This is a genomic window from Bacillus sp. Marseille-Q1617, assembly GCF_903645295.1.
In the GTDB taxonomy this organism is placed as follows: Bacteria; Bacillota; Bacilli; order Bacillales; family Bacillaceae_B; genus Rossellomorea.
Map to the genome: position 1 here is coordinate 872,270 of NZ_CAHJXM010000002.1, position 13,206 is coordinate 885,475.

The 13,206-nt window shown below is 39.5% G+C and carries 15 protein-coding genes and 1 pseudogene; 9 read left to right on the top strand and 7 right to left on the bottom strand.

Annotated features, from left to right (window positions below; all coding sequences use genetic code 11):
* The first annotated feature begins 167 nt into the window (after positions 1 to 167).
* Positions 168 to 425 (top strand): helix-turn-helix domain-containing protein, encoded by a 258-nt coding sequence (locus tag HWX64_RS15720; RefSeq protein WP_175990467.1) that lies wholly within the window; start codon positions 168 to 170, stop codon positions 423 to 425.
* Here the strand turns inward: HWX64_RS15720 and sda are convergent.
* Together sda and HWX64_RS15730 are read right to left on the bottom strand one after the other, a co-directional pair.
* Positions 361 to 537, bottom strand: coding sequence for a sporulation histidine kinase inhibitor Sda (gene sda / locus HWX64_RS15725; protein ID WP_175990760.1), 177 nt, complete (start codon positions 535 to 537; stop codon positions 361 to 363). The two genes, HWX64_RS15720 and sda, sit on opposite strands and share 65 nt — an antisense overlap.
* A 250-nt stretch (positions 538 to 787) precedes the next feature.
* Positions 788 to 1,288 (bottom strand): phosphatidylglycerophosphatase A, encoded by a 501-nt coding sequence (locus HWX64_RS15730; protein WP_175990468.1) that lies wholly within the window; start codon positions 1,286 to 1,288, stop codon positions 788 to 790.
* Between the two features lie 226 nt (positions 1,289 to 1,514).
* Here HWX64_RS15730 and yutH point away from each other — a divergent pair, with 226 nt between their 5' ends.
* Both yutH and HWX64_RS15740 read left to right on the top strand, forming a co-directional pair.
* Entirely contained in the window at positions 1,515 to 2,516 is a 1,002-nt protein-coding gene (gene yutH, locus HWX64_RS15735) for a spore coat putative kinase YutH (RefSeq protein WP_175990469.1), read from the top strand.
* A gap of 72 nt (positions 2,517 to 2,588) precedes the next feature.
* Positions 2,589 to 3,551, top strand: a complete 963-nt coding sequence (locus tag HWX64_RS15740; RefSeq protein WP_175990470.1) for a D-glycerate dehydrogenase — start codon at positions 2,589 to 2,591, stop codon at positions 3,549 to 3,551.
* A 45-nt stretch (positions 3,552 to 3,596) separates the two neighbouring features.
* On the opposite strand, the gene HWX64_RS15745 is transcribed toward HWX64_RS15740, so the two are convergent.
* Both HWX64_RS15745 and HWX64_RS15750 read right to left on the bottom strand, forming a co-directional pair.
* Positions 3,597 to 4,052, bottom strand: a complete 456-nt coding sequence (locus tag HWX64_RS15745) for a hypothetical protein (protein ID WP_254871171.1) — start codon at positions 4,050 to 4,052, stop codon at positions 3,597 to 3,599.
* 215 nt (positions 4,053 to 4,267) lie between these two features.
* A pseudogene (locus HWX64_RS15750) lies at positions 4,268 to 4,477 on the bottom strand (NifU family protein); the annotation flags it as partial.
* Positions 4,478 to 4,748: 271 nt separating this feature from the next.
* Between HWX64_RS15750 and HWX64_RS15755 the strand changes: the two are divergent.
* Positions 4,749 to 5,075: a YuzD family protein gene (locus tag HWX64_RS15755; protein WP_175990471.1), complete on the top strand. Its 327-nt coding sequence runs from the start codon at positions 4,749 to 4,751 to the stop codon at positions 5,073 to 5,075.
* A 117-nt stretch (positions 5,076 to 5,192) separates the two neighbouring features.
* Here the strand turns inward: HWX64_RS15755 and HWX64_RS15760 are convergent, their stop codons facing one another.
* Entirely contained in the window at positions 5,193 to 6,260 is a 1,068-nt protein-coding gene (locus HWX64_RS15760; RefSeq protein ID WP_175990472.1) for an NAD(P)/FAD-dependent oxidoreductase, read from the bottom strand.
* Between the two features lie 297 nt (positions 6,261 to 6,557).
* Between HWX64_RS15760 and HWX64_RS15765 the strand changes: the two genes are divergently transcribed.
* Entirely contained in the window at positions 6,558 to 6,800 is a 243-nt protein-coding gene (locus HWX64_RS15765) for a YuzB family protein (protein ID WP_175990762.1), read from the top strand.
* 101 nt (positions 6,801 to 6,901) lie between these two features.
* Entirely contained in the window at positions 6,902 to 7,276 is a 375-nt protein-coding gene (locus HWX64_RS15770) for a VOC family protein (RefSeq protein WP_175990473.1), read from the top strand.
* Between the two features lie 62 nt (positions 7,277 to 7,338).
* On the opposite strand, the gene HWX64_RS15775 is transcribed toward HWX64_RS15770, so the two are convergent.
* Complete coding sequence (locus tag HWX64_RS15775) at positions 7,339 to 8,049, bottom strand: DUF2225 domain-containing protein (RefSeq protein ID WP_254871172.1); 711 nt, start codon at positions 8,047 to 8,049, stop codon at positions 7,339 to 7,341.
* A 205-nt stretch (positions 8,050 to 8,254) separates the two neighbouring features.
* Between HWX64_RS15775 and HWX64_RS15780 the strand changes: the two genes are divergently transcribed.
* The 3 genes from HWX64_RS15780 (at position 8,255) to HWX64_RS15790 (ending at position 10,199) form a co-directional block, all read left to right on the top strand.
* On the top strand, positions 8,255 to 8,617 hold the full coding sequence (locus HWX64_RS15780; protein ID WP_175990474.1) for an iron-sulfur cluster assembly accessory protein: 363 nt from the start codon (positions 8,255 to 8,257) through the stop codon (positions 8,615 to 8,617).
* A 163-nt stretch (positions 8,618 to 8,780) separates the two neighbouring features.
* A complete protein-coding gene (locus HWX64_RS15785; RefSeq protein WP_175990475.1) occupies positions 8,781 to 9,815 on the top strand; it encodes a tyrosine-type recombinase/integrase in 1,035 nt (344 codons plus the stop codon).
* A gap of 111 nt (positions 9,816 to 9,926) precedes the next feature.
* A complete protein-coding gene (locus HWX64_RS15790) occupies positions 9,927 to 10,199 on the top strand; it encodes a hypothetical protein (protein WP_175990476.1) in 273 nt (90 codons plus the stop codon).
* 374 nt (positions 10,200 to 10,573) lie between these two features.
* Here HWX64_RS15790 and HWX64_RS15795 read toward each other — a convergent pair whose 3' ends face one another.
* On the bottom strand, positions 10,574 to 13,147 hold the full coding sequence (locus tag HWX64_RS15795; protein WP_175990477.1) for a DEAD/DEAH box helicase: 2,574 nt from the start codon (positions 13,145 to 13,147) through the stop codon (positions 10,574 to 10,576).
* Positions 13,148 to 13,206: the final 59 nt, after the last annotated feature.

Here is a 13,206-nt window from a genome sequence, read left to right on the forward strand (position 1 = left end):
ATGAAAGTTATTTCCTGAAATATCATTAAAAGGAGTGAAACGTAAATTAAATTGCCGGGTAATGTTTTAATCATGCTATGCAGGGTAGAAGGGTAAGAAGGATATTTATGCATATCCTATCCTATTGACTCTGTTAGCTGGGGAATATGAAAAAGGTAGTGTGAAATATGAGTATTACTGAGTTGATTGGAAAGAACATCAGAAGGCACAGGCGCGCAAAAGAGATTACGATTCAAGAGCTCAGCAAAAGAAGCGGATTGACCGTAAATTATATCTCTTTAATTGAAAAAGGAGATGCAAATGCATCGATAAACAAAATTCATGCCCTGATACAAGGATTGCAGCTGAAGTGGGAGGATATCATTCCCACTCGCGAAGAAGAGATGACGCTTCGGGCCCCTTCTTCTGACGAGTTGACGGAATAAGGTTTCTATGAGACATTTCCAGCTTGATCATTTGAATGAATTCTTTGTCCAGTTGTAATGCATTTGCTTTTTTAAACGCTTCTACCAAGGTTTGATCACTGAGTAGTTTTATCTTACATTCACCTCAGTCCGATTCATTGTTGCGACCAATGAACAGGCGGAATTAGCCGTACTCGTGATAGCCTTTATAAAGTGGAAAAAAGTCATAATATTACAATTATATTTTTAATTATTACAACTATATTTGTAATTATATCGAATACTTTTTATGCGTGCAAATTTAACGTGCTAAAACAAGTAAAAATTACCAAATGAAAAAACAGACCTCAAAAAATGGGGTCTGTTTTTTCATAAATGCCTGTTTATTGCTGACCTTCATTCCGGTGAGCAAGACGGCTTGAAGCTGCTGCTGCAATGGCTCCCACGATATCATCAAGGAAGGTATGGCACATACCCGAAGATTTATCATTTAACTTCATTAAAATGCCGGGTTTTTGTTTATCAATAAAACCGTAGTTTGTAAAGCCGATCGATCCATACACATTCACAATGGAGAAGGCAAGAATTTCATCCACTCCGTATAATCCTTCATCCACTTCCACAATCGATTGAAGGGGCTCTTCAAGCAACTTCTTTTCCGCTAACCGGTCCAATTGAATTCCAGTTAGAATGGCATTTTGCACTTCACGCTTTGTTAACACTCTTTCCACGTTGTAAATGCATTCTTCCAGTTCAAGGTCAGGATGGTATTTCTGTTGAAGGTACATAACTAAATTGGCGATGTCTTCAATTTCTACGCCTCTTTCATGCAGCCATCTTCTTGAGGTTTCTTTTAATATATCCATTGATTTTTTGTCCTTCATCCAATTCACCTTTTCTGTAGTTAAATATTATTCAAGCGACAGAGCCTTGTTTTACTCATATGATACCCTTTTTAAAAATAGACATAATAATAGCCTCTATCCTCATTCTTGCCCATCAGTACAGGGGGATATTCCTTGGAACCATCGATTTAATGTAAAAATGAAGAAACTAAGGCAGCGGACTTCTTCATGAAAGCCGCTTTGTATACAGATAGGAGAGGGTAATATGTCTCATGAGATTTTAGCGAAGCATTACGGGTTGACCCCAGAACGCGCATACTTTGACGGTGTGATGGACCGCTATATGGCAGGGGGATTATTATATAGTATTGTTGGCGTTTCAAATGTGGAACAGGAAACATTGGTAGAAATCTATAAATTAACCGAGCATATGAAGTCACAAGGGGACCGTTATGTTTCTTCGTTTGTGCAAAGTACAGAGGGCCGTTATTTAGTAACAGAAAACAACCAGGATTATGTGCTGGTGAGAAATGAAGAACTGCCTTCCGCAGCTGACAGCAAAGTGGGAAGAAAGCTCGGTAAGTTTCATTTTCGAGGCAGATTATTTGAAGAGAAGGTAGAGAAGATCAGCAGGATGGGACAGTGGAAAGCGTTATGGGAACGGAGGCTTTCCCAACTGGAAAAAGCCTATTTCGAAGTCCTTGAGAATCAACCGGTCGATGATTTCGAACGCCTATTCGTCGAAAGTTATCCTTATTACAATGCCCTATCTGAAAACGCCATTCAATATCTAGTGGATACTGAACTCGATGAAGATCCAAAACCTGAAGATGCAGGCACGATCTGTCACGAACGTTTTCAGCACACGACATGGGGGACTGAGACCTGTATTCACTTCCCATTTCACTGGGTATTCGACCACGCCAGCCGGGATCTTGCTGAATGGGTCAGGGAACAATACCTCATGAAGAGCCAGACATTTCATCCCGGCATGCAGGAGTTCTTAAGGGAATACGAAACCATTGCGCCGCTTTCTCCTTTTGCATGGAGGCTGTTGTACTCAAGGATTCTGTTTCCGCTCCATTATTTTGAATGTATAGAAGAATACTATATCTCTCAATCCGATCAGCAAAAGAAAACTGCAGAGGACAAACTCGAGCGCTACTTGAAAAACTCCAAACATTACGAATCATTCTTGTCTGATTTTTATCACTTGTCTGAGGTGCCGGTGAAAAAATGGGGAATCCCATTGGTGGGCTGGCTGTAAATCTTTGAATCATCAATGAAAGCCCTTTTATGGTACACTTGTAGGAAATGTAAGTGAAGGCAGGTAAACTCAATGAAACCATCTATTTATATCACAAGAAGATTACCTAAAACCGTAATTGAATCGTTGAATCAGGAGTTTCAAGTGGAAATGTGGGAAAAGGAAGACGTTCCGGTTCCAAGGGATGTTCTTCTGGAGAAGGTGTCAGGGGCATCGGCACTGATCACCATGCTCTCGGATGGAGTGGATACTGAACTCCTTGAACATGCCAAGGAACTTAAAGTGGTAGCGAATCTGGCGGTCGGCTATGATAACATCGATCTCGAAGCAGCAAAGCAAAATGGAGTGGTCATTTGTAATACGCCGGATGTGCTGACCGATACCACAGCTGACTTGACCTTTGGTTTGTTAATGGCGGCTGCACGCCGGATCGTCGAGGCTGACCGCTACATTAAAGAAGGAAAATGGAAAAGCTGGTCCCCTCTCCTTCTGTCAGGGGCAGACATCCACCATAAAACAATCGGAATCGTGGGGATGGGAAGTATAGGAGAAGCGGTGGCCAAGAGGGCGAAAGGTTTTGACATGGACATTCTGTATCATAATCGTTCACGAAAGCCGGAAGCCGAAGAAAGGCTGGGGGCTTCCTATGTATCATTGGATGAGCTTCTGGTCCAATCTGATTTTGTGGTCGTCCTTGCGCCTCTAACTTCGGAAACGGAAGGGTTATTCCAAAAAGAACAATTTCAAGCCATGAAAAAATCTGCATTCTTCATCAATGCTGCCCGTGGTGCCATCGTGAATGAAGAGGCATTGACAGAGGCGCTGAAAACAGGTGAAATCGCTGGTGCGGGGCTAGATGTCTTTGTGAAAGAGCCGATCGATCCGGATCATCCGCTGCTCTCTTTGGAAAATGTCGTGGCACTGCCTCACATCGCAAGCTCTTCAACAGAAACCCGCATAGGCATGATGAATCTTTGTGTACAGAACATCCAGGCCGTATTAAAAGGGGACAAGCCCAAAACGCAGGTAACATAAAGTACAAAAAACACGCATGGCTTTCATGCGTGTTTTTTACTGCCATCATGCAGGTACAAGGTCCTTTTCGACAGCCAGATAATAAGGAGCCAGTGACTGGCCCTCAATCTCTTCAAGGAAAGAAGGTGCCACATCCGGTAATATACTCCGGGCAAACCTCCATGCATTTTCTTCGATTCGCAGCATCAACCGGTTTCTTTCCGGCTCATCAGCGAAATCTAAGCTGTCTGCCAATTCCTCAAGTTCTTTATCATGCGCGTGCCCAAGTTCATGGGCCAAAACGACTTTAAAATATTCAGGTAAACATGTATCTCGAGGAAACAGGCGAAGACATTGCTCAGTGACATCCTCAGTGTACATTGTAATGGAATGGGTGCTCATGCTGTATTTCCCGCCAACAAGGCGCCTGCCGGGAAAAGCATCCTCCAATGTCACACTCAGCACAGAATCCAAACGGCCTAACATTTCATCCACAACATTTTGAAATATCTCTTTAGTCAATCTTTCTCTTTCTCCCCTTAAAATAAAAATCTTCGTCATTATAAGATGTATATGGGAAAAAGGAAATAGCATTCTTTAAAAAGTTAGTGGAATAATTGGTATTTATTGTTATTAAGGGATGGGAGAACGGGAAGAACTTTTGGAAGCGGTTGAAGGTGGAGAAACTTCAAAATAAAAAAGATGACTCAACAGCTTGAGTCATCCTGTAAGTTTAATTAGAAAACTTGTTCTACTTCTACGATTCCCGGTACTTCTTCGACTAGTGCGCGTTCAATACCAGCTTTAAGAGTGATTGTTGAACTTGGGCAGCTCCCGCATGCGCCTAACAGACGAAGCTTCACGATACCATCTTCCACGTCAACCAGTTCACAATCTCCGCCATCGCGAAGTAGGAACGGACGTAATTTATCTAGTACTTCCTGTACGGAATCAAATTGTGCTTGATCAGCCATCATTATCTACTCCTTTCCTTACTCTCTATTATAATGACATATTCGTAAAAAATCTATCAACCCGCAAACAATTGGGAATTTCTTTTTTTGGAGGGTTCTCTATGCCGCTGCCCGATTCGTGGGAGACTTCGCTTTCCGCGGGTGGACATAGAACATAGTTTGAAACCCAGCCATTTTTTGTTCCCAGTTTGATGATTTTTTTGTAAAATGGTTGTATGAGGGGAAATAAGGGGGAGATGAGAGTATGGAGCGTAAACCAGTTGAAATTCATGTATATGGTGCTGAGGTCCTTTGCCCGAGCTGTGTGAATCTGCCATCATCAAAAGAAACGTACGAGTGGCTTGAGGCAGCAGTCGGACGCAAATACCCGGATCAGCCATTCACCATTAAATATATAGACATCCACAATCCGCCGGAAGACGAAGCCATTAAAAGCTTCGCTGAAAAAGTGATCGAAGAGGATATGTTCTATCCCATTGTCCTCTTGGAAGGTACAGTCGTCGGAGAAGGAAATCCCCGTTTGAAGACGATTTATTCTGAACTTGAGAAGCATGGGTATAAAGCGGTATAGTGCTTTTTAATAAATGTCTGTAAAGCAAAAAAGACTTTTCCTGAGGAAGAGTCTTTTTTTGTATATAAGGGAAATCAAAAAAGAAACCGCACCATGGCGGTTTCGGTTTCTTCAACATCATCCATTATGATATTTATACATCCATAAAACACCTGATTTCAGCAATCGTGCGACGCGCCCTGTGATGGACCGCTCGTTCACCAATCCGAATCCGTGCTTTTTACCGAGTGAACCGAGGATGCCTTTTAGTTTGATTTTAGGCAGTTCTTCCGGAAGCGGCTCGTCTTTCCAGCGTTTTAGGAGGATCTGTACGATCTGCTCAGCCTGTCCTTCAGCTAACTGTGCACTTGGGGCTTGTGGCAGGCTCGCACAATCACCGACAACGTACACATGTTCATCGTCCGGAAGGTTATGATACTTTGAAATCACGACGCGGCCGCTTGAGTCTTTCTCGGCATCCATTTCACGAACAACCTGTGTAGGCTGAATGCCTGCTGTCCAGACGATGGCATCACAATAGATTTGTTCTTCGTGGTTATGCAGCGTATTAGGCTCCACTTTCGTGATATTTGAATTATTGACGATTTCTACATTGTTTTCTTCAAACCAGCCGTGGACGTAGGAGCTTAATCGTTCCGGGAAGGCGTTCAGGATACGGGTTCCACGGTCGAAAAGCTTAATTTGTAAATCGGAACGACTTTCACGCAGCTCACTTGCAAGCTCGATTCCGCTCAGACCGGCACCGACGATTCCGACGATTGAGCCTGCAGGAAGATTATTAAGTGTCTGATACGTTCTCCGCGACTTGTCGATCGTTTGGATGCTGTAAGTGAATTCGTCTGCACCAGGCACATTATGATATTTGTCCTCACAGCCAAGCCCGATCACAAGGTCATCGTATGGGACAGCATCCTGATCTTGCAGCTGGACCAGTTTATTCTTTGTATCAATCTTTGAAATCTCACCGTACACATAGGATAAACGAGCATGTTCCGGGAATGATACGCGTACATGATGATCGGAAATTGTCCCGGCAGCCAGAGCATAATATTCTGTTTTCAGGCTGTGATATGGGTTGCGATCAATTAACGTAATGGAGACATCTTCCGGGAGTTGGTTCGGTAACAAGCGAAGAAGGACGCGCATATTGCCATATCCTCCGCCAAGCAGCACTAATTGTTTCATGTTAATTTCCCCTTTTGGCTCTCTGCAATTTTGTCGAAATGGTGTGTTTATATAAGGTTCTCTACAATGTAGAGGGAAAAAGGACTATTGTCCGTAAAAGTAAGCATTTTCAATATGATTCACAATTGGACCGATTATACAATAAGTAAACCTATTAACATTAAAAGTATATCGAAATAAGGACGTTTTCACAACAGAAATAAGGGAAATTGTTCACAATCTGTTATACGGATATACAATGCGCATGGATTGACGATTTTCTCAAAAAAAGGTAGCATTACAAAGAGTAGAGAGGTGATGGAATTGCAGCCTATAATCGAATTTTGTATCAGTAACTTAGCTAGCGGTGCGCAAAAAGCGCTTGAAATATTAGAAAGAGATCCAAACCTCGATGTCATCGAGTACGGATGTTTAGGCTACTGCGGAAAATGCGCTTCCTCTTTTTACGCATTAGTGAACGGGGAACCCGTCGAAGGGGATACCCCAGAAGAATTGGTGGAAAATATCTATCAGTTCTTAGAAGAAAATCCAATGTTCTAATGGTTGAAGCTGATCTTTTGATCGGCTTTTTTTTGTGGTTAAGGAAGGAAATGGAAAGGTTTTGGTGAAATAGTAAAGTGATGATAAGAAAGGGTGAGAAGATGAGTATTTTCCAAGGAGTCATGCAGACCAACATGATGGTGAGCGATATTGAAGCAGCAAAGAATTGGTACAGGGATGTACTGCAGGCAGAAATAGAAAAGGATTACGGTACGACGGTAGTCCTAACATTTGGCAGTGATTCGCCCTCAGGGACCCTTTGTTTAATTCAAGACAAAGAAGCAGCGGGGGAAAACCATTCTACTTATCCGGTGCTGCAAATATCCCCCGAATTCAAGGATACCCTTTATGAAAAGCTGCTTGAAAAAGATGTCGAGGTAGAAGGGGATCCGGCTCACCGCAGCCATTTTAAGTTTTATGATCCAGATGGTAACAGGCTGGAGGCATACAATCCTGGGATATATGAAGAAAGCTAGAGTCTTTTCTCCAGCTTTCTTTTTTTGTCTCTGTCAGTGTGAGCAGAACTTATGAAAGGGTATCAAGCCAGATGATTCTGCTTTTGTTCCTTAAAACGTTCCCTGATTTGATACCACTGTTCCTTGGCCAATTCCACAATCTTCGGCTCGGTTGATAGATGTTGTTTTTCAATCACCTTTGACAGGTATTTAACTGCTTCTTCAACTTTATCCTGACGGCGGAGCAGCTCAGCTATAAGGTATAGAAGCTTCGTTTCTGACATTGCCGTTCCTTTAAAGTCATCGTTTAAGTAAGATTCGATGTAATCATGAGTGGCAAGGTTAATGAATCTTCTTTCCTGTTCTTCTTGATTGGTTTTCCTGTATAGCCAGGCAGTCCGCAAATATAATCCGGCGATCGTGATCTTTTTTTCTTTTTTTATCAATGCACAATAAGCAGCGAGCTTATATGTTTTGATTGCTTCATCCACAGAGCGGATATGTCCGTAATCCTGAGGCTGCCAGTGACGGCTGATTTTCTTTTCCAGGTCTGTTTTTAAAACCGGAACGATATATTTGGTGAATTCATCGGTAAAGGAGAAGCCGCATTGAGGGCAGACGGATACATTGTAGAGTAATGGGTTGAGTTCATCAGAGCCATAGACAGGACAAAAATCGCTTTCATGACCTTGGACTTTGACGAAACGGGAGCGGAGTTTAGTAGTGGAATAGGGATGTTTACAAGCAAGACATTGGACTTTTTTTTCGTAAAAGGGGGTTACTTCAGTCATCATTCTCACCTCGTATTAAGGACTATTTTCCTTATTATACCTTGAAAGGGGAGAATTGGACTAGTGTTTTTTCTGTCTGATTTGAAAAACCCCAGGGCTTTCGGCTGTCACAAAGATAAAGTCAGTCACATAGTTTCCCTCGGTTGAGTAGTAAAATAGAAAGGAGTATACTAATAAATAAGAAGAGAAAAGGTTGGAGGTGTAGTGAATGAGTGAAATTGTGAATCTGACAGAAGCTGCTGCCCTTCAGATTAAAGATATGATGAAGGAGCATGACGAGACGGATGCCATGCTGCGAATCGCAGTAAAAGGCGGCGGCTGCAGCGGCCTTTCGTATGGAATGGGCTTCGAGCATGAGGTGCAGGAAGGCGATGAAGTGCTTGAACAGCACGGAATCAAACTTGTTGTATCCAAAGAGGATGGAGTCATTCTGAACGGTACAAAAATTGATTATAAGCAGTCCATGATGGGCGGAGGCTTTACGATTGATAATCCGAACGCAATCGCTTCATGCGGCTGTGGATCATCGTTTGTGACAGCTTCGAATAAAGGTACGCCGGAGAATTGTTAAAGATAAAAAGAGAAGTCAGGGTTGTGAATTACAAGGTAATATTGAGTGTACACAATCACTTAAATGCGTAGTAACAATCCTATTTATTGAATATTAAGGTTGTTAATTACAGTCCTTCTCGATAGTTAATGTCAAAGACTAACTATTTGAGGAGGATTTTTTTATGACTTTAAAGAAAAGAAAGAGAAAAAAACCAGTAGGAAAAATGTCTAATCAGAAAGAATATCCACAATTAACATTGGAGCAAGCGGTTGATCTAGTCATCTCAGGGAAAATGGCTGAGGGTTTACGTGAAAGGACTCTGAGGGATTATCAAAAAGACTGGAATTATTTTAGGAAATGGCTAAATGAACATTATGAAGTGGAGTACATAGACGATCTTACACCCCAGCACTTCAGAGATTATATTAACTACATGAAATATGATGCAAAAAAGTATGATGGTCACAAATATATAAATAGTGATGAGCAGGGTGTTGGGTTATCTGAGACAACGATAAACATTCGTCTTAGAGTTTATAAAGCAATCTTCAACTATCTGGATAGAGAAGATCTGATTGAAGTAAATCCAATGAATAACATTCGTCTTTTGCGCCAAGATATTGATTTAACGAATTGTTTAACAGACGAGGAAGTAAAAGAGATACTTAGACAACCAAATCAAAAAGATTATGTCGGATATAGGGATTATGTAGCTATAATTTTGTTGTTAGATAGCGGCATAAGAGCAAATGAACTTTTAAGTTTGCGAACGACAGATATTGATTTTAAAACTCGTTTTATTACATTAGGAGGAGATAGGAATAAAAATCGTAAACCAAGAATTGTCCCTATTTCAGCTCATACTGTTAAATTATTACTTCAATTGATTAACGAAAACAAAATTCACTATTCAACTGAGAGAATTTTCCTCTCGTCATACGGTGAACCTCTAGGACAAAATCACTTCAATAAAAGGTTGAAATATTATGGTGAGAAGGCAGGCATAAAAGGAAAAAAGATGACAGCACATGTATATCGACATACATGGGCAAAAAATATGACTCTTAACGGATGTGATGCGTTCACACTTCAAAAAATGGGAGGGTGGTCAGATATAAGAACTATGAGAAGGTATATTCAGATGGATACGGATGATCTGAGAATTAGTCATGATCAGTATTCACCAGTAATGAAAATTGTTCATAAGAAACGATGAATATAGGTGAATAGTATGGGAAGCACTTTGTTTGACTTTGACTAACTTTGACTATATTATGTAATATAATAACAAATACTTGATTATTTTGGGGAAGGAGGAGTTATTAAGGTGGATAGATACAATGAAATTATGGAAAATGTACAAAAACGATATCCCAATCTAACTGTTGTATCGTTAGAGCAAGAGTTGGATAGCTATGCTAGATCAAATGTGTTTTTAACTGTTAAAGCTCCTATCCACGTGATCGGTAAATTAATCACATTGGCCAGTGGTAAAAACCGACTATTAGCAACTTCTTTTAGTATTGAAGAAGATAAAATTAGATTTAAGTCTTTTAATGTAGCTGACATGTATCCGTTGTTGGATACAATCACGAAATAGTGAGTTTGATATGGGATAAACTTTAACAGTTGCGTTCTATTAACTGTAGGTTCTACCGTGACCTAAAGAAGGTTGCTGCATGCATAATATTAGCGGTTGTGTATAAGGCTTATAAGCTTAGCATCATGATGAGGAAGCCAAGTAGGAACAATCTTAGTGTAAGAAGAAAATAGAATTATCAATTTAAAATATTATTATGAAGGGGCTTGATGCCTCTTTTTTTTGTTGATCGAGGGGGGGGCACGTTTACAGGTAAGACTTGGTCACGTTTTTGATGTAGGAGGTTAATGCTTCTACTCCTACAGGGGGAACTTATTTTGATGTTAATCTTTGGTTAAATAAAGCATAGCCCAAAGTTGGACTATGCTTTTTACTTAGTGAACTAAGTCATATAAGTTGACTTGAGTCAACTTGGATTTTAAACCTTCAATATCGAGATTTTGAGCAACTAACTTATTTGCAAGGAATAAACGTAGAGAACTAGGGTCTCCAAACTTAATTTTTTGAAGTCCTTCTCTTAAAATTAATTCAAGTTCTGCTGCTATCTTTTGTATAACTTCAGGTTTTATACTATAAATGCCTTCTGAAGCGTGCTTAGAAAATTGTTCAATTTTACTTTTTGGACAAATCATAACCAATGTAATTTGATTTTCATCTTCTAACTTATAGTTTTGTTTAATCCAGCTACGGTGTACAACTGTTTGTCTAATATCATCAAGAGGAATATATCCCTCGCTACTCTCCACGTTTGTTTTAGCTTCAAAAGAAATCCATGTATTAGTTAAATTCCAAACTCCGTCTGGTGCGCCATGCCCTTCTGGTCTTTCAGAGTACAGTCCTAAACAATTTCCAAGGGATTGCAATGCTGTTTCAAACGAATTAGCATCTTTTTGATTAAGACCGTCAATAACTTTACGCAGATCTTTATCAAACTTATTTTCTCTGTCACCAAAGGATTTTAAATAACTGCTAATTCTTTCAATTTGTGTTTCTAATTCGTCGCTATAAACCTCTTCATCTTCTAAGTCAAGCTCAATATTCCTTTTATCTAGCCAAACTTTATTTTCTGAAGCTTGCAGGCTTTTCATTAAGTAACTTTCAACTTTATCGTTGTCTTCTTGAAGAACTGCTAAAGTGGCAATCAAGTAATTCCACCATGCTCGATAACCTTTCAACTCTGGTATACGTGCAAACTCATCTAGGACTCCTTGTGCAGATTTATGGGCTTGTTCATAGTTGTGTTCCCATAGATGATAAAGGTAATCTATCTCTGATTTAGTCGAATTATAAAGTTTTATCGCTGTCTGGCTTTGAGTATAATCTTCTTTTTCTTTACTCAGTTTATTAATTTGTTTATCTAAATGTGCTTCGACACGTTCCCAATTTTTATTCTGTGAATAGAAATTGGATAAAGAAGAGTGCCAAGTATCTTTATCAGTAATGTGGTTAATTTGACTAATTCCAAATGAGATTTCCGCATCTATTTCAGCAGGTAAACCTTTTCTAAACTCTTCTTTAAATAAGTAATCTCCTACGTACCTTCCCTTAAACAAGACTACTGCATAATCAGAAATCCCTCTTGTACATCTTCCTAAACCTTGAATTATCCTTGTCATTAATTTGCTTTTCAATAATTCAGTTGCATTAAGTCTATCTTGCAAGAACTTTTCTTCGTAACTGATTGCGACAGGCAACTCATTCATAATTTGTAATCTACAGTCATCATCTTTAAGGTCTATTCCTTCATAACGCCCAGCTAATGCCAATATTGAATTGTTAGTTGATGTAAAAGTATTTAAGTCATCCTCGATAGCGTGACCATCCAAAATAGTTGAGTTTGGCACTAGTTTATTTAATTCTTCCTTCATATTTTCAATTTCATTAAAGGACGGAGCAAGGACTAATGTCCGTGGTTGGTTTTCAATAGTCTCCTTAATAACCTCATTAAGTTTCTCCCCTTCAAAATGATCTTGAGGGAATAGGATTAGTCTTCTACCAGAAACTTTATTTGAAGTAGGAGGAAATTTTCTTATATAGTGTATATCTTGTACCCCAAACATTCTTTCTAGTTCGCCAGAGTAACCAAGAGTAGCAGACATATAAATCCGTTCTTTTGCGTCGATAAAGGCAGGATGCTTTTTATTAGGTGGCAATATGGGTTTTATGACTATTTGGGAATGGGATATAAAAATTTGGCAAGTATGTAAGTGGCTTCGAAGCATGCTCCACTTATAATAATGAGAAGTACCATCAGTTTTTGTATCAAGTAAACTCCTAATATCATCAACCTTTTTATACCATTGAGCGAACGATAGGATATCTATTCCATCATATAGTGGGTCGTAGGTACCGTGTATTATTTTATCTTGGATATGAGGAGATATACTGTCTCCGAGTGTATGGAACAGGTTATTAAAAATGTCTTCGTCTTTTTGTCTGTTTATTTGTACTGACCAAAAATTATCAATAGCATATTCGGTAGCATGTGCATCATCAAAGATAATTTGATTAGCGTCATGAAACTTAGGATTGATGTTAAAGATATGACCATAAGTAGTTACACAAATTGCAGCAGATCTCTGATATTTACCTAACTCTCTTTGTGAAAATTCGCTTGTTTTTCCAGTTAGAAGCACAGACTGAATACCATAAGACTTTAATAACATATTGGTTTGACTAGCTAGTTGTCTAGTAGCACAAGCATATACTATTCTCCAACTATTATTAATCCTATTAAATTCTCCAATCAAGCCTCCCACAAGTGTTTTTCCATGACCAGCAGGCATTTCAATTGCGAAATCATTAACTTTCTCTCTCATTTCTTCGTATTCCTTTAGAGACTCTCCTTGCTGATGAGAGAGTCTATCTAGTTTCCCCAATTTATTGAATAAATCGATAGTGTTGTTATAGCTCACTTCATCATCGCCAGGTATAAAGAAACTCATCATATATCCTCCTTTTATAGAAATATTTAACAATATTATAACAACAAAACCTTTAATAATGT

What these genes read in the sequence shown, in the direction of transcription:
- yutH (WP_175990469.1), top strand. Translation starts at nt 1,515, where the DNA reads ATGTCTCATGAGATTTTAGCGAAGCATTACGGGTTGACCCCAGAACGC.
- HWX64_RS15795 (WP_175990477.1), bottom strand. Translation starts at nt 13,147, where the DNA reads ATGATGAGTTTCTTTATACCTGGCGATGATGAAGTGAGCTATAACAAC.
- HWX64_RS15740 (WP_175990470.1), top strand. Translation starts at nt 2,589, where the DNA reads ATGAAACCATCTATTTATATCACAAGAAGATTACCTAAAACCGTAATT.
- HWX64_RS15775 (WP_254871172.1), bottom strand. Translation starts at nt 8,049, where the DNA reads ATGATGACTGAAGTAACCCCCTTTTACGAAAAAAAAGTCCAATGTCTT.
- HWX64_RS15780 (WP_175990474.1), top strand. Translation starts at nt 8,255, where the DNA reads ATGAGTGAAATTGTGAATCTGACAGAAGCTGCTGCCCTTCAGATTAAA.
- HWX64_RS15755 (WP_175990471.1), top strand. Translation starts at nt 4,749, where the DNA reads ATGGAGCGTAAACCAGTTGAAATTCATGTATATGGTGCTGAGGTCCTT.
- HWX64_RS15785 (WP_175990475.1), top strand. Translation starts at nt 8,781, where the DNA reads ATGACTTTAAAGAAAAGAAAGAGAAAAAAACCAGTAGGAAAAATGTCT.
- HWX64_RS15765 (WP_175990762.1), top strand. Translation starts at nt 6,558, where the DNA reads ATGGAATTGCAGCCTATAATCGAATTTTGTATCAGTAACTTAGCTAGC.
- HWX64_RS15720 (WP_175990467.1), top strand. Translation starts at nt 168, where the DNA reads ATGAGTATTACTGAGTTGATTGGAAAGAACATCAGAAGGCACAGGCGC.
- HWX64_RS15760 (WP_175990472.1), bottom strand. Translation starts at nt 6,260, where the DNA reads ATGAAACAATTAGTGCTGCTTGGCGGAGGATATGGCAATATGCGCGTC.
- HWX64_RS15730 (WP_175990468.1), bottom strand. Translation starts at nt 1,288, where the DNA reads ATGAAGGACAAAAAATCAATGGATATATTAAAAGAAACCTCAAGAAGA.
- HWX64_RS15770 (WP_175990473.1), top strand. Translation starts at nt 6,902, where the DNA reads ATGAGTATTTTCCAAGGAGTCATGCAGACCAACATGATGGTGAGCGAT.